The organism is Bacillus sp. UMB0728, from assembly GCF_002858875.1.
In the GTDB taxonomy this organism is placed as follows: domain Bacteria; phylum Bacillota; class Bacilli; order Bacillales; family Cytobacillaceae; genus Bacillus_AB; species Bacillus_AB infantis.
Window position 1 is genome coordinate 137,969 of the sequence record NZ_PKLA01000007.1, and the last position, 18,936, is coordinate 156,904.

14 protein-coding genes are annotated in these 18,936 nt (G+C 34.9%); 8 read left to right on the forward strand and 6 right to left on the reverse strand.

Going from position 1 to position 18,936, the window contains the following annotated elements; all coding sequences use genetic code 11:
* Positions 1 to 470: 470 nt before the first annotated feature.
* Positions 471 to 1,697 carry an MFS transporter gene (locus CYJ37_RS23925; protein ID WP_257964297.1) on the forward strand — a complete coding sequence of 409 codons (1,227 nt, stop codon included), beginning with the start codon at positions 471 to 473 and terminating at the stop codon, positions 1,695 to 1,697.
* Between the two features lie 251 nt (positions 1,698 to 1,948).
* Complete coding sequence (locus CYJ37_RS23930) at positions 1,949 to 2,395, forward strand: GNAT family N-acetyltransferase (RefSeq protein ID WP_000620148.1); 447 nt, start codon at positions 1,949 to 1,951, stop codon at positions 2,393 to 2,395.
* Positions 2,396 to 3,149: 754 nt separating this feature from the next.
* Here the strand turns inward: CYJ37_RS23930 and CYJ37_RS23935 are convergent.
* Positions 3,150 to 4,298: a tyrosine-type recombinase/integrase gene (locus CYJ37_RS23935; protein WP_101552421.1), complete on the reverse strand. Its 1,149-nt coding sequence runs from the start codon at positions 4,296 to 4,298 to the stop codon at positions 3,150 to 3,152.
* Positions 4,299 to 4,698: 400 nt separating this feature from the next.
* Here CYJ37_RS23935 and CYJ37_RS23940 point away from each other — a divergent pair, with 400 nt between their 5' ends.
* From CYJ37_RS23940 to CYJ37_RS23950, 3 genes are all read left to right on the forward strand, one after another.
* Positions 4,699 to 5,535, forward strand: coding sequence for a thermonuclease family protein (locus CYJ37_RS23940; protein WP_257964298.1), 837 nt, complete (start codon positions 4,699 to 4,701; stop codon positions 5,533 to 5,535).
* 60 nt (positions 5,536 to 5,595) lie between these two features.
* Positions 5,596 to 6,567: a helix-turn-helix domain-containing protein gene (locus CYJ37_RS23945; protein ID WP_101552423.1), complete on the forward strand. Its 972-nt coding sequence runs from the start codon at positions 5,596 to 5,598 to the stop codon at positions 6,565 to 6,567.
* An 869-nt stretch (positions 6,568 to 7,436) separates the two neighbouring features.
* A complete protein-coding gene (locus CYJ37_RS23950; protein ID WP_142385312.1) occupies positions 7,437 to 8,156 on the forward strand; it encodes a hypothetical protein in 720 nt (239 codons plus the stop codon).
* Positions 8,157 to 8,702: 546 nt separating this feature from the next.
* Here the strand turns inward: CYJ37_RS23950 and xerS are convergent.
* The 5 genes from xerS to CYJ37_RS23975 form a co-directional block, all read right to left on the reverse strand.
* A complete protein-coding gene (xerS, locus tag CYJ37_RS23955; RefSeq protein WP_101552427.1) occupies positions 8,703 to 9,815 on the reverse strand; it encodes a tyrosine recombinase XerS in 1,113 nt (370 codons plus the stop codon).
* Between the two features lie 149 nt (positions 9,816 to 9,964).
* Positions 9,965 to 10,387, reverse strand: a complete 423-nt coding sequence (locus CYJ37_RS23960) for a hypothetical protein (RefSeq protein ID WP_101552429.1) — start codon at positions 10,385 to 10,387, stop codon at positions 9,965 to 9,967.
* Between the two features lie 46 nt (positions 10,388 to 10,433).
* Positions 10,434 to 11,762 carry a hypothetical protein gene (locus tag CYJ37_RS23965; protein WP_101552431.1) on the reverse strand — a complete coding sequence of 443 codons (1,329 nt, stop codon included), beginning with the start codon at positions 11,760 to 11,762 and terminating at the stop codon, positions 10,434 to 10,436.
* Entirely contained in the window at positions 11,731 to 11,949 is a 219-nt protein-coding gene (locus CYJ37_RS23970; protein WP_101552433.1) for a hypothetical protein, read from the reverse strand. Before CYJ37_RS23970 ends, CYJ37_RS23965 begins: the two co-directional genes overlap by 32 nt.
* Positions 11,950 to 12,571: 622 nt before the next feature.
* Positions 12,572 to 13,996, reverse strand: coding sequence for a competence protein CoiA (locus tag CYJ37_RS23975; RefSeq protein ID WP_101552435.1), 1,425 nt, complete (start codon positions 13,994 to 13,996; stop codon positions 12,572 to 12,574).
* Positions 13,997 to 14,754: 758 nt separating this feature from the next.
* Here CYJ37_RS23975 and CYJ37_RS23980 point away from each other — a divergent pair.
* From CYJ37_RS23980 to CYJ37_RS23990, 3 genes are all read left to right on the forward strand, one after another.
* Entirely contained in the window at positions 14,755 to 16,122 is a 1,368-nt protein-coding gene (locus CYJ37_RS23980; RefSeq protein WP_101552437.1) for a replication initiation protein, read from the forward strand.
* A 356-nt stretch (positions 16,123 to 16,478) separates the two neighbouring features.
* Positions 16,479 to 16,781, forward strand: coding sequence for a YolD-like family protein (locus CYJ37_RS23985; RefSeq protein ID WP_180827436.1), 303 nt, complete (start codon positions 16,479 to 16,481; stop codon positions 16,779 to 16,781).
* Between the two features lie 182 nt (positions 16,782 to 16,963).
* Positions 16,964 to 17,323, forward strand: coding sequence for a hypothetical protein (locus CYJ37_RS23990; protein WP_101552442.1), 360 nt, complete (start codon positions 16,964 to 16,966; stop codon positions 17,321 to 17,323).
* Positions 17,324 to 18,936 lie beyond the last annotated feature (1,613 nt).

The window sequence follows — 18,936 nt, forward strand, 5'->3', positions numbered from 1 at the left end:
GAATATTGCAAGTGAATTGAGCCACTTGTGCGGAGTTTTAAGCCAGTCAATGCGGAAAATTGAGCCACCCTTTGCGAAACAGAGAGTCGCTAGTAAAATCACATAATGCAATTGGTATTGTGAAGGGTTACACTTAAACTAACGGGGCAGGTTTATTAAATAACAACGCGTTTTAAAAGGAGTAATTCCCAATTACGAATTGGGTTTAAGATGAAAATGCAAATGGAATGAAGTAATCGTAAAGAACGAGATCTTAGAAATCATGGAGTAATCTAAAAATCTTATTTGGAATTCATTAAGGATAAAATTCTCTTTCTTATAAAATCATTAAGATTAGCTGCCAAAAGGCAGCTTTTTTAGTTTTGCGGGAGGGTAGATATTCAGTTGACATATTATGGAGTTTTGATTAACATCTAATTAGATTAATATCTAATTAGATGTTCGTAGAATGTATATGGGAGTTGGAATTTGTGCTATCTTTAAAAAAGATTGAGCAAAATAAACAGTCTATTTGGAATGGAAAACTGGTACTTTTGTGGATAGGAAGTGTTTTTTCCAGTTTATCAATATCTATGTATCTAACGATCGAACAATGGTATGTTGTTGATTATTTGAATTTAAATAAGTCATTGGGGGTGATCCTAATGGCTACCACTATACCGAGAGTCTTGCTTATTATGCTTGGGGGTGTGTTTGCTGACAGATACAGACGTTCAAAAATTATTTTTATGTCTTTATTTTCAAGAAGTTTGATATTAATCGTTATGTCAATATTGTTTATAAACGACCATCTGTCCCTTTGGGTATTGTTTGCTTGTGCATTATTATTTGGAGCCTCTGATGCTTTTTTTTGGTCGGCCAGAGATTCAATAATCCCTAAAATTGTTAGTAAAGAACAACTCACCAAGGCCAACTCATTAATACAAACAACTAATCAAATTACAATTATGCTTGGTCCTTTTATAGGAGCAGCTTTGATTTCTTTTTTTTCATACTCGATCGCTTTCATAATAATGGCTGCTATACTCTTCTTAGGATCGGTAATAATATGGTTTTTGAGGGAAGAAAAGTCTAAGGAGATTAAAGAATCTGCCATTCTCACTGATATAAAAGAAGGTATTTCTTATGTAAAGACATCAAAATTCTTACTAACTGTTATGGGTACCTTTATTGTTGTTAACTTGTTTTTTGTCGGCCCTTTGATGTTAAGCATTCCTATTATGGCTAATGAAAATTTAGGTGGAAAAGCAGTTGACCTTAGCATTCTACAGAGCTCATTTGCAGGGGGAATGCTGCTTGGTGCGATTTTGATGGGAGTAATTAACGTTAAAAAGGGCCGCGGAAAGTTAGTGATTTTTTTAGTGGCTTTAGAAGGTGTTCTTTTAATAATATTCAGTCAAACCGAAATAGTCTGGATTGCATCGATTGTGTTGTTAATAATAGGAGTTTGCGTATCAAGTATCAACATTCCAATTGTAAGTTTGATTCAGGAAACTACACCTTTATCAGTTGTTGGTCGAATAATGAGTATAAATACTATGGTTTCTATGGGATTAATCCCAATTTCTTATGGAGTCGTGTCCAGTTTGCTTTCTTTCCATATTAGTATAAAATTTATCCTTTTATCTGCTGGTACTGTCGTACTATTCTTTAGTATATTTTTAATAATAAAGGCTTCTGAGTTTAAAAAGGTCTGACTTCATTTTAGTTTATAGGCTAGCCAAAACTACATTCCTTGTACAATAAAGACAAGCCCTAAAATAAGACTGAGTTTGTGAAGAAACGTACTTAAACAAACGGAGCAGGTTAGTGAAAGGCAAGTTATTTAAAATATATATTAAGACTTCAACAAATTTTAGTGTTATATATAAACCCATGCCCAGTCTTTTAAATTATGTTATAATTATCGCAAGAACAAGTATTTAAACAAAACTCGGAGATGTATAAGATGATTAGATTAGAGAAAATAAACGCTGATAACTACCAAAAAGTTTTTGACTTAGAACTTGTAGGAGAACAGGAAAACTTTGTTTCATCAAATATGAGATCGTTGGCACAAGCCTGGGTATTTTACGAAAGAGCCAAGCCTTATGCTATTTATAATGATGATACAATTGTAGGATTTATAATGTTTGACTATAAAATAGAAAATAGGAAAGTAGAGATTTGGCGATTTATGTTAGGGAGTGCATATCAAGGAAAAGGCTATGGTAAAGAAGCATTAAACAAAGCTATAGAATTTTTGAAGCAAGAAAATTTATTCGACTATATCCAAATAAATTATGTTGAAGAAAATTTAGTGGCAAAAAAACTTTATCAAAAAGTTGGTTTTTCAGAAACGGGAGAAATGGAAGGAAACGAAGTTGTTATGAGGCTCTCAATAGTGAAAGAATAGGTGTCAAATATATTCCAGTTTCATTACCTAACAGCAGTGATGAATAGCTAAAAGTATATTTCAAATAGATAGAACGTTTTAGGTTGGCAGCTGCTAGCCCTTTTTGTATTCTTGTTTTGTGAATAGTTACACTTAAACTAAAGGGTGCTTTAGTGGAAGATTATTTGCCTAATTCCTCTCCAAAAATTACAGAGGGATTAGGCTTTTATTACCCATTGGTAATTGTGTAAGTCCCTTTGACTGTCACCGATGACTTAACTTTTGTCCATGTCAGGAATAATCGCAGGTCTGGCAAAGTAATGCCCACTAGACACAAATGCTTAAATGACATAATAATACGGACAGATCCATTTTAATTCCCACCCTGACTACTACAGCCATAAAAAAGAGTGCACTGCTTCTGTAGTATTTTTTTTAATGAATGCTACACTATTTACCACCAATTTATGGTGAAAACATTGGTGGATCTCTTGTCCGCAATTGATGGCTTAATTCTCCGCATAAAGTGGCTCAAAACTCCGCAGTGCTGGCTCAAACTGTCCTCAATACTCATAAACAGATTCCCCAATCATAAAATTACATATATTGAAATTTTTTACAAATAATCATGTGCTAAGAAGCTTAAAACAGTAAAATTTGACTGGATTCTACAATTAATAAATAAGAAAATGTATTTACTAAGAGAGTAATAAGTCTTAGAAAAACTAATAAAGGCAAGAATGAAGGTTTTTAACCACCATCCTCACCTATAATATTAAATATATTTTCCTAGTACTTCTTCCTTCCACCCATGTATTGCATGCTGCTCCTTCTCCAAAACCTTCTCCAAATAGATCATCGTGGTCTCTATCTTTTCATGCCCCAGTGACTTCATAATCTTATATATATCAATGTTACTAATATGAGAGATGATGGCAAAGCTATGTCTAAAAGTATGAGGACCCACCTGGGAGCTTCTGAATGATAAAAACGGCAGTTCAGTTCGTTTAATCATCTTAGTAAGGTATTGAGATAGATAAGAAGGGGTGTAAGGTTTACCTGTATTAGTTGTAAATAAAGGGCTTGTCTGCTTGTCAGCGGCCAAATCTTCTAGCCCCCTTGCCTTTCGGAACATCCGTATACTGTCTAGTGATTTCTCCCTTAAAGGTATCTGTCTCCGTTTATTCCCTTTTCCCAACACATTCAAATAAAAACCATCGCATAATGAGTCATATTGAAGATCTCCAACAGTCAATTTACAAAACTCTTCATTTCGAAGGCCAGTGGTCGTTAACAGATGGATGATAGCAAATACAATCGGATGCTCCTGCTGCCTAAAGTAATCAAGCAGCATGATAACTTCCTTCGGCCCCAAATCACGGTTAGGCCGGTCATCTTTTCGTACTGTAGCCGATAAGAACCCTTTATGTATTGGATCCTTAATGTATCCAGAATCATATAAGAAAGAGAGAAAACTTTTGAGTATGACCGTCTTTCTTGCCAGGGTCGCTGCTGAATAGGAACCCTTAGCTTTAACGTATGGACTGCTTTTTGCTAACCATTGCTGGTACCTTCTTACGTGGCGACGTGAGAGGGATTTAAACAATGAACCTTCTATCACTGTATCTATATCCAGGTCAATATCTGAGGAGAACTCCATTAGATGTTCAATGAACTGAGTTAGCTCTCTCTTATATTCATTAATGGTCCGTTTAGACTTGTCGTGGTCAGAATTAAGGTGTTCTTTTCTATAAAGAAACCAGTAAAGCATTTCAGGATCGGTAAAGTCAGAGAAGGGTACCAAAAGCATTTTTTCAGCTTCATCAATCTTCGACTGTAAGTCTGGAATATAAGAGCTATCCTTTAAAAGGAATTTCCAATCACTAGCTTGTATTTGACTAATTGGTTTTATTAAATCATGCATATTCTAATTCACCTACCTATGTATTTATTACTTTGTAAATATAGAAAGACTTAAATAGTCTTTTAATAATATTATTTTATATGTCCATATTAACATTCAATAGATTTATATAGAATATTAATAATATAAAAAAACAGTCTCTTTGTTTATGTATAATTAAATATAAATATTTAAAAATTAATATTTTATCTACATTTATTAATATCAAGCTAAACTTGTAATATATGATAAAATAAAAATATTAATAATTTTAATATTGCATGTATAGGATTAGAGATTTATTAATTATAAGCTTGTATACATAACTTTTGAAAAAAAGATATTAAGTGCCTAATATAAGTAAATATCTAATAACTGTTTTGCGGTATTTGAAATTATAGAAAACGTGGAGGATATTATAGTGAAGATTAAGAAATACATTGGCCTTGGTGGCATTTTTTTGACTTTAAACTTAATGGGTTGTGAATTGGTCCCGGCGACCAATACTAAAGAAGTCATTTCTGCAGAAGAGAGCAGCTACAACTCATCTACTGAAAAAAACAATAATGAGCTAGAGAAATCTTCAGAGACAAATAACAGCACAATTTCTACAGCTGGCACAACCGAACAAATACCGGTTGAGCTAGTAAAGGTAGTCGACGGTGATACAATCCGAGTGATATTCAATGGAGAAAATGTCTCAGTACGATATTTATTAATGGACACGCCAGAAACAAGTCACCCGAAGTTAGGCGAACAGCCCTTCGGTAAAGAAGCAAAGGAACGGAATGCCGAACTTCTTAACGGAGGGCGTGTGACCCTCGAATTTGATGTAGGGGAGCGGTTCGACAAATACCAAAGATTGTTGGCATATGTATATGTTGATGGGGTTAGTGTACAAGAAAAATTAATTGAAGAGGGCCTTGCTCGGGTAGCATACGTTTATCCTCCGAATACCAGGTACTTAACGGCCTATGAAACCGCTCAAGAAAGAGCAAAAGAGAAAAAACTTGGTATCTGGTCTTCCGATGAATACGTCACTCCTAGTGGATTTGATAGCTCTATTATAGAAGCGGAGGGAAATGGAACTGAGAATACTTCCATTGACGCTAAGCCAGTAGAAAATCCTGCTGGTGAAGAAAAATACAAAAACTGCACAGAGTTAAGAAAGGTCCATCCAAATGGTGTTCCCCAAGATCATCCTGCTTACGAAAAAAAGCATGACCGTGATGATGATGGCTGGGCATGCGAGAGATAGAAATGTCTCTTAGTAGGAGAAGCGGAGAAGAAATTTTATCATAACGTAAGGAGAAGGCACATGGAATGGTATACGCAAAAAGAAGCTGCTGAAATATTAGGTGTTTCGAAAACAACGATTTATCACTATTCAAAGCAAGGTAAAATCAAAAAAATACCTGACCCTCATCGCTTGCATAAGGAAGCCAGGTACTATAAAGAAGAGATTGATCAGATGGCAGCTGTTTTAGCTGAACAACCAACTGGCTACAAGCCATCTGAAGTCGCTAAATATCTTGGATTGTCTGTCCAAAGTGTTTTGAAATACATACAGAACGGAGAAATCAGAGCAGAAGAAGTCCCATTCGGAGACGAGAGGATCTCCTATATAATCACCGAGCCGGCATTCCAGGAAGCAAAGGAAATTTTCGGCCCACAGCCCTATGAGCGGATACGAAAAGGGGAATATTATAATTCTAATCATGGCATAGCCCTATACCAGCACTTTCAGTCCCCATTAATTCAGACAGCAAGAGTTACCCTGGATAATGAGATGAATTGGGGATTCACTCTCCCTCAGAGTCAAAAATGGATCACAATAGAAGAGGGACTGAACCAATATAAGCTGCAGCCAACCTATGATATCCATCAGCAGCCTTTTCCTAATAAGGGCCATGCTACCTTTCAAATACCCTATAAGACTGACATTTTGTACCCATTTATAGATTATTTATATCCAATTTGGGGGATTGAAAATGTAGGTATCAGGGACCTAAAGGATTCTATCCTGATCATGGTAAGAGCAGGAGAAAAACCATTTAGCAATGTTCCTTTTTCACTTGAAGACATCAAGCCATTCTTATTTGACGGCATAATCGATCTTGCTGAAGATGTTTTTGTTGTAAGGAGCGCTTATAAGAAGACCAATATTGATTTACCAATTAGCATGATCACCAAGATTAAAGAGTTGGCCAACGAGGAGGACCCGAGTCTAACCATGAGTCAATGGATTGAAAAAGAACTTAATAAAGTCATTACCAAAAGGGAAAGTTAGTATATACAGGAAATATATAAATAGGATATACTCCAATAATGCATTTTTTAGAATAGAAGTTAATCTTCTTCCTTTTTTATTCCATTTAGGAGAGCATCAGGAAAATGCAGATTTACCACCCTAATAGCTCGTCCTAATTAACATCACAAATTAAGAAACGTATATATCCTCATGCTTAATATGGTAAAAACAGATTGCTTTGTGAGGGGAATATGAAATACGAAAATATTTAAATTCATGCGAATGCTTGTTTAAAAGAAGATTACCCTCCATTAATTATGGGAGTTTTAATTTTTAATTAGAGTGCAGTCACCTAAGATAAATTCATGGTATCTCTATATCAATCCAGAAAGGGAATATCTATATAGATTATTAAATTATGGTACAATTGTTACATAGTCGCATATAGCAGGGTGAGCGGCCAATAGCCCTCCGAAAGGAGGTGAGGCCCAGTGATTACAGCAGATGTAGCAAACGTCATATTAGCGTTCGGAACTTTCGTTTTAACACTAGTGATGGTTGTGATCATGCTCATTACACTAAAAAAGTAATCACCCCTAGCTATGACCGGCTGATTGGGTGATTACTTTTACTTACCTATATTTTGCTGGCCGCTCTTCACGCGGGCGACTATCGGACGTAGGTGTTACCAGCACCTGCGTCTTTGTTGTAATTATACCCTTATTCTAGTACAAATATGCATAAGAAGCAACAGGCCAGGCGTTCAGGAAAGGAGAGAGGCTCAAAAGAGAAACTGCCAATTTTGCTTTATTCCACGCTACAGACAAAGTACAGCTTCATATAGAAAGAATAAACCATACATAAGTTCATGTAATTAAAATCATTAATAAAGGTAGTGATGATAGGTGATGGAGAACTTTGACAACATAATAAGAGGAATGAGAATTTTTAAACAAGATGGAGAAAAAAGCCGTTATGCCCTCATTCCTGAAAAAGCGATTTTTAAATATGCGTTTCTCAACATGGATATAGCAATTAGAAAAGGAGATTTGCTAACCCCGCATAAATGGGAATATCACAAGAAAACATTAATTAGAGAAGAACTCTTTTCCTTTGATGACTATGAATATATTTTTTATCCTGACAAATGGACTTCAGAGCTTTTAAATAAAGCTCTAGAACCTTTTCTCCCTTCAAATTTAGAAAAGGGAGAGTCATTAGATTATCTTCAACAGCTAGAAAAGATCCCGGCAGAAGCAGAACGTTCTGTTAGAGAAATAATTGAACAAGAAATGATTCCTCCAGAGGGAGTAATGATTACAGAAGCTTATGTATATAAACATCATAATCAAAGTCGCTCGCTTATTTTAAGTGAGGATGTATATGGTGACGATATAACCGGCGAAGAAACAAATCGATTTCAACAACTTAAGCTGCAGGAAGTATATCAAAACGCGAGTTCAGCACAATATTTGTATAAGTTAAAGTCTAAGGATGATCATAATGACTCTTTTATTTTTAATAAGGGGGACTGGTATATATTTTATACAGATGAGTCCGGGACATTTAGCTGGATGGAAGAGTTATTTGACATTGACGATTTATTGCCTTTCACTAATTTCTCATAAAAAAAATAGATTTTCTGGTACCTAAGGAACAAAACGTACCAAATAGGTACGGGGAGAACCACCATCCATTTCAACTTCCTATGGGACACTCCTGGCCCTGCAGCAAGGGAGGGCTGCTCAGGAAAGTCCCTGGCTTTGGAAGCATCCTGGTCGGACGATTCATTCTTTCGGCACCCTCCGAACGAACCTTGTCGGCAGCAGGAAGGAGCAGCTCAGAATTCCAAAACAGAGTAATTGAATAAGGGGTGAATTCGGCGCTATTTCTAAGGAACCATGCTTAGTTCTATACGGCATAAGAAAAAAGATGACTGGAAAATAGCTTTCATTGCTAGTTATCTGAACGAGTTGCAACAAATTATTTAACTTAACGAGGTGTTATCATGAAAGATCCAGGTGGAGGCGGGTATTAATTGCAACTGTAGGAGCATCCTATTTTTTCGGATGCTCTTTTATTTTTACTCGGCCCGTCACCCGTTAAACTTCGAAAAGCAGCGCGTGAAAATTATTTGAGTAGTGCTTATATAGAGAAAATACCTACTCCAAGCATTAAGTCCTTCTTCTTTTACCAAGCTGTTTAGCTGCAGCCTTAGCTTTCTCCTGCTCAGGGTTAGAATAGAGAGCTGCAGTTGTAGTAGAAGAGTGACCCAGTTGACGCATTAAAAGGTGAATATCCCCAGTCTCCTCCATTAAATTGGTCGCGTATGTATGCCTCAATTTATGTGGGGACATAGATTTATTTGATTTGAAGGCCTTAGTATATTTGTTAACTAAGGCTCCAATAGCCCGATTGGAAAGAGGAACAGCCATGTTGTTTTTCTTATTAACAAATACGTAATCATAATCTTCATCTGAGGCATTATAACGCTCTTTACGTACCTCTAATAGTTTTTGAACATCTTCCATTGATTCAGGGACAACAGGTATATTATCAAGCTTACCGCCTTTTCTAATAATATTTATTGTGTTTTCCTGGAAGTCCAGGTCTCTCATTCGAAGATTTGCAAGTTCATTCACTCGGATCCCGCTGCCAAGAAAGAGAGAGAGGATAGCGATATCTCTTTCTTTATCTCTTTTAAAGTAAGCTTTTTTTCGGGAATTGTCCGGCAACTCAGTTTCATATATATTTTGGACAAAGTAAAGAAAATTAACATCTTCGTCGTTTTGAAAAATTTTAGAGGATATTTTTATAGCCCTGGCACCAAGGGTTTCTTTTACCTTATTGACCTCGATTTTTAGCATGACATTTCGATAAAAGTAGGGTTCTCCATCTTCATTTTCTGTTTGAGTAGTAAGATATTTGAAGAGAGAGCGGAGGGCAGAAATCTTCCGATTAATGGAGACTTTTTCAGCCTTTTTGCTCTCATTCTTATTAATAGGAATATCACGCCGCTGTAAGTATTTAAAAAAGTTTCTAGCGTCCTCTAATCGTAAATTCTCCAGGACAGATAATGGAATGTCTTTAATATGTAATCTATCCGAAATTCCTTCAGCAATCAGCCAATCAAAAAAGATCTTGTAGTCATGCAAATAGTTTAAAAGGGTGGAGGAGGAGCGGATGTCAAACTTGTCATCTACATATTCACCTACGTATGGAGGCATTATTTTGACCATTTCTTCGAGTTTCTTTTCGTGGATCATATGTTGTCTAGATAAAGCCATTTAAATCACCTCTACGTAAAAGATATAAGGGACCCATTGAGAAGAAGCCATTGAGTCCCAAATTTACTACTTGTCGAACATTGTCGAATTATGCGTAAAATCCAATTTTTAAGTAAAATTTTATATAGTCAGGTATAGGGTTAATACCATTATTCATTTTCTTCAATAAACTTCTCTATAAGAGGTAGTATTTTTTTAGCATCCTTGATATCCATGATTGTGTAAAACCCGGATTCAGAAACCCTCCTACCCTTGTATATTGTATAATTATCAAGTATTAAAAACCTTTCAATATAAGCTTCATAAATGTCTCTTAATTCACCCCTCTGGTTATCTTCTAGAAGGATATAATGTTCAATATTCAATCTTTTTTTGGTAAACTCATCTAATGGTTCAAGTCTGTTATTCCTATATTTTTCTTGATGGCGGTCATATAAATAGTTTTTAAACTTTTCAACCAAATCACTGAATTCATCTAAAGGTATCTCTTTTCCAGAAGGATCAATTAACTTAGCAGTATCATTCTCAAACTGAATTGTCATATTTTTCAATTCCTTATCATTGTGTTCCATATTTGCACTCCTTAAATATCAAAATAAAAAATAATTAGAAGGAGTATCAATTTGATACAACTTCTAATTTGGTGCTAATGTATGAACCTGCTCTTGAAGGTAGTATAATAACGCGTAATGATTCATCTTTTTCTCTTAACTCATTTTTCTTCCTAAGCTTAGAGAGATTTTCTAACTGAATACCCTCTAAATAGACATGTTGCCTCTTAATCATCAAATCAGCACCGAACATTTCTAAATTTTCGTTCCTAGAAAGTTCTAAATTGACATTAAAGCAAGCTGAATTTACACTCGCAACTGAGAATAGACGTTCAATATCTTTATCACTGTCTATATAAAACTCAAATTTAGTTGTAAAAGGTTGCCGCTGAAATTCACCTTTCATAGACAGATATATCAATTCAGTATTTAAAACCTCCCAATTTTCAAGTGGCCGTTCGGGTAAACAAAAATTAATATTGAGATTTTCTTCAATTTGTGATAATTTTCGTAAATACACTATAAATTCTTCAGTATTCTCATTATCCTTTTCATTAAACTTCCAGTTATCAGCCACTAAAACATCGGTATCATCTTTTAGCAACTTAAGAGCCAACTTGGGCTTTTTCTTTGGTTTTCCTGCCTCAACTAACTCTTTAAATTTCAAAACTTGCTTTACTGAGTTCAAAGATTCATCTCTGATTAGAATATTGAAATTCGCTGATAGTCTTTCTACATCAATCTCAAAGGAAATTGAGAAGGGGCAGCTTACATTTTGGGAGTTATCCATTAAAATTTTACTTCCGTTAATCTGTTTTACGCCGATTTCAATGTAATCTAAACTCCAAGAGTTATCCTTTAAATAGATTTTCATAGGAGAGGGAGGAGGAAACTTATTTGGAATCATCTTGATTCTTAATTTTTTATTATCTTCTTCAGTAAATTCTTCAAGAATATCTTCTCCAACCCAAGTCTTTAAGCTTTTAACATCCATCTCTAAAGGTTGTTGCATGCCATACGAGTAGTTAATTAATTCCCTCATATTTTTAAAATGTTTATACTCTTCAGGTATTACTAACCGAACATTTCCTTTTAAGGGTCGGAGTTTTTCTGCTCCAGGGAAGGCTGGAACATGGCTAACATATTGTTCACCTTCACTAGTGAGGCCGAATTCATATTTATAGTAGGGAGCAGCAGGATGCTGAGAGTCTACAAAATCCTTCATTTGTCGTATTAAATCGGCAGCTTGATTAATTTCTCCAGAACTAGTATAAGAGCGCAATTGATCTAATGCTTGTACTTGATTAACTGTAACATTCGGTGATTTAAATATAGCAAGATTACCCAGTCCATTTTGGACAACACTATTTTTTATTTTCAGCATCTTTTTTAGCAACGCCTTCACCTCTTTTGTTCAAATTTACGTATTTGGACTTATAAACCGCCTCATTATTATCTCCATTTTGAATTTGTGAACCTTTTATATTGATTCTTCTATTCATATAATACTTGGTGGCACCAAATCCGAGCCCGGCTACAACTAATGCTCCAATAATACTCCAAATTAATGTGTTTAAGTCCATTTATATAAGCTCCTTTTTATTAGTAAAAGATAACAGATACAATCCATTAATTTATCTGGTTATGTAGATTTTACCATGTTATCTACTTTTGGTCTATTGTTCTTAAAATTAGTATTTTACGCATAATACAAGTAAACATATAGTTGGGAATGTCCCTATTGTTTAGGACATTCCTGTTTATTTTTTTTGGATCTCCGGTAAACTAGCTGCTTATTTAGAAGACCTTACCTTTGCACCCCTTACATTCATATACATATGGGTTATCTGGATACATTAATGACAAACCTTTTTTTAACTCTGTATACGGGTAATATCTACTGCAGGAAAAGCAAAAGTCTCCTTCAACAAAAGTAAATCCACAAGAGCACAAAAATTCATCAGTTTTTTCTTTTCCGCATGCAGGACATTGATTCGTGATCATCGATTTTAGCCTTAAATTCTCTTTATTTAAATGTGTGATTTCTTCCTTAATGCGACGTTTTTCTTCATTTCTACCTTGAAAATATTCATATATCTTGACAATTAGTACTAAACCTAGCAATATACCGATCCATTGAAGTATTGATTCTATTTTTTACATCCCCTTTACTATTTCTCCAAATTAGCTGTGAGATTAAGGAATTCATGTGAGATTGTTATTATAATCTTCCCAAGCTTCAATAACTTTTTGGGGTATTCCATGCTCCAGATACTGGTTAGATAGGAAATTTGCTGAATACCATTCTATGAGGACACTTTCAGTGATATTCTGACAGGGTTTAAATTTGTCTAATAAAATTTTATGGAACTTTGAGTTTTTTCTACTTAGCTGAATAGTAAAACCCAAACTACCTAAAAGACTAATGAAATCACCTGGAGCAAATACATAATAACTACCGTAATCATCCTTAACTGCATTTATCCTCAGATATCCTCTTCTCCGTAACTCCTTGAATTTTTCATTCAAGGTAGGAATATAGATTGAAGGGAAGTCTTTTTTTCTCTGAATATAACTTTGGTTAAACACAAATTGGTCGTAAACCCATAGCTGCCACACGAAGCTAGGAGTCTTAATTAAATGAGCACTCGGTCCCTCTGTCATTAGAAATCCAGGTAGAGTCTTAATAGAAAATCCATGTTTATTGCATAGCTTTAAAAAAAGTTCCTTCTCTTTAAAACTCAACGCATTAAATGCTTTTTTTCTTTGTATCAATAGGTGCTTATAAAATTCATTATATTTTTCCCTTTTTTGTTTTTCTTTCTGGCTCTCCTTCTCTTTAATAAAGTCCATTACCAGCCCGTATAGCGAAGGAATATTTATTAGCTTATTAATTCGATTATACTTGGAATAATACTTACACATTTCGTTGTTCCAATAATGATCGTCAATTATTTGGATCGAATTAAGTGCGTCTGAGAAGTAATCCGATCCAATCGTAATCGTCTTTTCAAGTTCTCCTCCCCTAATTATATTCAACATATAGTATTCATAGGTAGCATCCTTTTCGTAAGGAGTAGCTAAATATGCTACATAATGGTATTCATTAAATATAGCTCGTTCAAGTTCTTTTTTCAGATAAATATTAGGCCTCTCATTTGCAGTCCAATCATTGAAGTGGACATTTAAAATCCAAAAGTCCTTAATTCCTGCTGCTTTATATAATTCGTGTCTTTCTCTCCATATTGCTTCAGGTATTGTGCTACATTGGAATTCAAAGGCCCATCTTTCTCCAGAAGGATGAATAACAATTACGTCCGCCCTTTGGTTGGTCTCCTCTATCCACCACTCTATCTCCACATTAGAATTTGGATATAAAGTTGTTAACCAGGAAGCTATTTGTAGTTTGCCGTTCATATGCCTCTCTGATTCAGGTTCTCCATAAGGGTAGGAACATGTATTTTTATGAGCAAAGTGAAAGACCTTTGACTTTCCTGCTCTAAATTCTAGGAGACCTTTACATGCTGGGCAGAAGATTTCTTGATTTTTACACTGCACCTTAATTTCCTTAGTATCGGTTACTTCCATAGCATTAATTCTATTGCCAGTTATAGTTTCTGCTATAAACAACGTTAATACACCACCCACATAGTGAACATATAATAAGAAAAAGTTTTGTGTTTAAACATTTTAATTATATCAATAATGGTTTAAATTTCCATATTTATTAACCTGTAATGTTCTAGGGTACCTACAGATTACCTTTTCCTTTCTAATCCCTACCCTAGTAGCATATCAATGCAGATTGTTGAATAAATTAAATGTAACCTTATTCTCTGGCATTGAACTCATACCGCTAGTTAAATGGTACCTGCAGCGTTTTATTGTCCTCTATATACTAAATATCATGTTAATGACCTCCTTCTTGCCTCAAAAAAACCATATTCCTCACTAATTGACCCCATATAACTACTGATATAACCCCATTTTTATAGTGTAAAGATTATTCCAACCCCATATTCATACCGATATCGCCCCAACTAACAAGTGGTATCGGTCCAATTAACAATCGATAAGAGTCCAACTAACAAGTTATATTGGTCCAAATAGATAGTGACTTGTACCAATAAAGTATCGGTATGGCCTCTCAATCCATTGATATTACTGGCGTAATATAGTCTCTTAACAAATAAACAATTAAAACAGTATTAACAGAAAAAACATCTTATAACATCAATTCTATTTTTTTCTCTAGTGGATAAATTAGCAATTTATACCCCATCTATATATCTATATTGCAATTTGATTAAGTTTCAACAAAATGCTATCCCATTTTAAGATCTTTGATAAAATAATACACATTAAACAACATTATTCGAGGTCGTTATATGGATAAAGATATAGGGTTAGTTGAACAAGAACAATTATCTATGGATGAAGAACTTTTTGAAGCAGAAGTTAAACCTTCCTATTGGGTTAACCAATCCACTAGTCTTATTAACATGGCCCAAAATCTTAATGTAACTGAACGGCGTATTATTTATACTCTAATAGCATTAGTGCAGCCTGATGACAAAGACTTTAAAAGCTATCTTTTAAGAATTAAGGACTTAGCCGATTTGATTGGCTATAAAGGAAAAAGTATATATTCCCAGGTTGAAAAGGCAATTGACGGAATCATGAACAAGCAAATTGTTATATATTCAACAGATGGTAAACAAAGAATCGTAGATAAAATCCAGTGGGTCCAACAAGCTACTTATATGCAGGGGCAAGGACTTGTTAAGATTAGGCTCTCAGATGCACTTGCCAGGTATTTATTAAACCTTGAATTTTACACAAAATACCGTCTAATTAATGTTCTAAAGCTGAATAGTGAGTATTCTTGGAGAATCTATGAACTCCTAAAAGAATACGAATGGAAAAATAGACCGATTGAGCAGCACACAAAGACAGGAATCAAAAAATGGAAATCTTATCGGATTATGAAAGTATCAGAGATCCGGAATATACTCGGGATTCCTGACGAGACGCTGAAAGAAATGAGTAACTTTAAAGCAGTGGTACTTAATAAAGCCAAAAAAGAGCTCAAAGAAAAGACAGATATTGAATTTGATTACGAAACTTATAAAAAAAACGGCCGTAATATTGATCAGTTTATTTTTTACATTAATCGAAACAACCAGCATAATGAAAGACTTGAAATAGAGTCAATCAAACAAGACATGCAATCTATTCTGTTTTTGCTTATACGCCATGGAGTAAGAAGAGATTATGCTGTAGCATTAGCGGAAACTTTCACTTATGAATATTTAGATGCAAATATTCGTTATGCCTTACAGCAAAACTTATATAATGTTAAAAATACAGCAGGCTATTTAGTAAAAGCTATTGAGGAAAATTACGCTAATTATGAGGGGTTAAAGGAAAAGTCTGATGAAGTACGTCCACTTTTCAATGTGATAATAACCCAAGTGGATCATAGGCTTAGTGAATTAACAAACAATAATAATCAAGAATTAATCCATACATTGAAACGATTCGAAAATTTCCTCTTGCAAAATCCAGATCAAACGGATCTTAAAGAACTTGTCGAAGAAAGAAAACAAGCTATCATACAACATATAACCGATATTCAAAATGCTCGAAAATCATCAAAATATCCTCCTTTATTATTAGAGGATATAACCCACCCTACGATACATGAAATATTTAAAGAATGGAAAACAGAAGAATATGAACAACTCCCCTATTAATATACATTCTTTATAAATCAATAAAAGCATCCGTAATGGGTGCTTTTTTATTTAGTTCGATACATTGGCCTCCCTCCTATATTCTTACGCAAAACTCCTTATTCTAATCACCATCCTAAACCACTAGTGCATTTCTAACTTTTTTGGCTAACTAGATTAAGAGGCGTTCCTTCTGGCTGCGCCTGTTAGAATATATGCCTCCTCTCTATTGATAACTAGGCTAGCTTTAAAATCTTTCAAGTTTTAGAGTGAGGATATACGTAATTTAAAATAACATATGAAATACCATTGATTTTCCTGCAGAAATAAATCATAATTTACGAGAACGCACGTTCTGGATAGGAGGAAGTTATATTTTGAGTAAAAATAGTTATCTAGTTTTTAATAAAGAAGGAAAAAGTCATTTGTGGCTTACTAAGCCTAAGTTTGATCAAATTAGTCGTTCTAAAATTATAACTATTATATGTCAAAGTATGGAGTTTCATATGCCAGTTATTATTACATATGCTGATAAAGGAACCCCATTTTTGATTATTGGAGATATTCACTTCTTTAACGAATTAGATAATTACATAAAGATAGTTGATAAGTTTGAACATACTGAAGCAATAGCGATTGAGAGTATCGTGGATATACAATACCATGAAAACCTTGATTAATTAGGCATCATATAAGAATCCTGCATGTTTAAGGGGCTTAAAATAAATATAAATGCTAAGAATATGTAAGACTGAACAGCCTGGCAGTCTCAAATTACGTTTTTAACCAAATCAACAAAACTGTAACTTTGATTTTAGGTACATGTCCAATCACTGATGAAATAATGTTTGGGGTGTTTTGTATGGCAGAAATTCTTCCTTCGGAGGATAAGGATCTGGCATTAGAATCTATAGTGAACGACTTACTAATTCGTTCTTTAGATAAAGATATTGGTTCCATTAAACAATCTAAATTGAAGCTTAAGGGCTCATACATTAAATTGTTAGAAGATCTCCATGATATTGCTATAAAGGAAGCCTCTCAAATCAAAAAAATGATGATGAAAAAAGGGATTAAGATTCTAAGTCAAACCGTCATTAATAGTGATTTTGTTAGCTACCAATACATCGTGAGAGGATATACATCCGAGTTTAGATTTTTAAAGCCGGCCTTAAAAAAACATGTGGAAAATAGATTGGAACTATACCTAAACAAACTATAGATAAAAGGTTAGGTCACCCAAAGAGCATTTGATTTAAGGGGTGTCAAAAATTGACGGGCGGAGATTTCAACGAATTATGTTGCTAAGAACACACGAGCTTTCTTTTTTGAATGCCCTAACCTTTAGTTAATATTTGAAACTGCAGCACAACCTTGAATAGTGGTAGTAGGGTTTAATTAATTGCTGTGAGCTGGCATCCACCTTAATTATCACACATGGGTTTCACGGAATAGTCAGCCCCACTCTGTACTAAATAGAAAATTTCACTATTTAATCTAAAGAGACATCTACTTCTTCCCCTCTCCTTTATAGACCCTTTTTCCAAAATTACTACTCCACCATCCAAAATAGAGCTTAGTACAGACAGGAATGGTTAAACCATGCCCCTGAGGGTGCACTGGAAGGGTAACAGCCTATCGTTAGGAACTTTACTAAAGCGGGAATGCTAAGAATCCCCTCCTTTGTCGATTTTATATCATACTCTTTAATTGAGTACCGCATTCTATTTATTTACTCTCCGAACCTGGTGTGGTATAATTTACCTATGGATTAAGATTTGGTAGGAAGAACTCTTCCTATACAGCTACTAATTTTAATCTCTATCTATCCATTCATTCATGTACTAATTTAGACCTTTCTCTTATTACGTTTTCTGCGTGCTGAGAAGGTCTCTTTTTTTGTTTTTTATTATATAAATTTCATTTATCCAGCCTCTGGAGACAGAGCGAAAAAAGTTCCAGTCAGGTAGGCTGAGCAATAATGTTCTGTTGCCGTACGGAGAGAGTCCGGGGCAGTGCTGGGCAGAGAGTGTCTAGGAGCTGAAAGCTAGATATAGATATAGATGGCCCGGGCAGCTGCCTTCCACCTAGGGAGTTACCGGCGCTGTCTTCCCCGCAGCCGAAAGGATTAAGTGTGCTCAGTTCCGCCGGGGGACATGTCGTAGCTACTTTCCTATGGCCAAGGAGCCTAGGGTTGAAAGTATGAAGTATATGGCCCGGTGCTCGGCCAGGAGATGGGCTGTAGCAGTTGGCTAATCCAGCTTATTCCTCAGTGATGCTATTATTGCTGATCCGAAGAGCCAGGAGCGAGGGTCTTTAATAGTGATTTTGTTAGCTACCAATACATCGTGAGAGGATATACATCCAAGTTTAGATTTTTAAAAACGGCCTTAAAAAACATGTGGAAAATAGATTTGAACTATACCTAAACTAACTAAAAGTTTAGGTCAACCAAAAGAACATTTGATTTAAGGGGTGTCAATAATTGACGGGCGGAGATTTCAACGAATTATGTTGCTAAGAACACACAAGCTAGAATCCCCTCCTTTGCCGATTTTATATCATAATCTTTAATTGAGTACTGCATTCTATTTATTTACTCTCCGGACCTGGCGTGGTATAATTTACCTATGGATTAAGATTGGGTAGGAAGAACTCTTCCTATGCTGCCACTAATTTTAATCAATATCTATCCATTCATTCATGTACTAATTAGACCTTTCTCTTATTACGTTTTCAGCGTGCTGAGAAGGTCTCTTTTTTTGTTTTTTATTATATAAATTTCATTTATCCAGCCTCTGGAGACAGAGCGAAAAAAGTTCCAGTCAGGTAGGC

Coding starts and splice junctions, on each gene's coding strand:
- CYJ37_RS23930 (WP_000620148.1), top strand. CDS start 1,949: ATGATTAGATTAGAGAAAATAAACGCTGATAACTACCAAAAAGTTTTT.
- CYJ37_RS23935 (WP_101552421.1), bottom strand. CDS start 4,298: ATGCATGATTTAATAAAACCAATTAGTCAAATACAAGCTAGTGATTGG.
- CYJ37_RS23945 (WP_101552423.1), top strand. CDS start 5,596: ATGGAATGGTATACGCAAAAAGAAGCTGCTGAAATATTAGGTGTTTCG.
- CYJ37_RS23950 (WP_142385312.1), top strand. CDS start 7,437: ATGGAGAACTTTGACAACATAATAAGAGGAATGAGAATTTTTAAACAA.
- xerS (WP_101552427.1), bottom strand. CDS start 9,815: ATGGCTTTATCTAGACAACATATGATCCACGAAAAGAAACTCGAAGAA.
- CYJ37_RS23960 (WP_101552429.1), bottom strand. CDS start 10,387: ATGGAACACAATGATAAGGAATTGAAAAATATGACAATTCAGTTTGAG.
- CYJ37_RS23970 (WP_101552433.1), bottom strand. CDS start 11,949: ATGGACTTAAACACATTAATTTGGAGTATTATTGGAGCATTAGTTGTA.
- CYJ37_RS23980 (WP_101552437.1), top strand. CDS start 14,755: ATGGATAAAGATATAGGGTTAGTTGAACAAGAACAATTATCTATGGAT.
- CYJ37_RS23990 (WP_101552442.1), top strand. CDS start 16,964: ATGGCAGAAATTCTTCCTTCGGAGGATAAGGATCTGGCATTAGAATCT.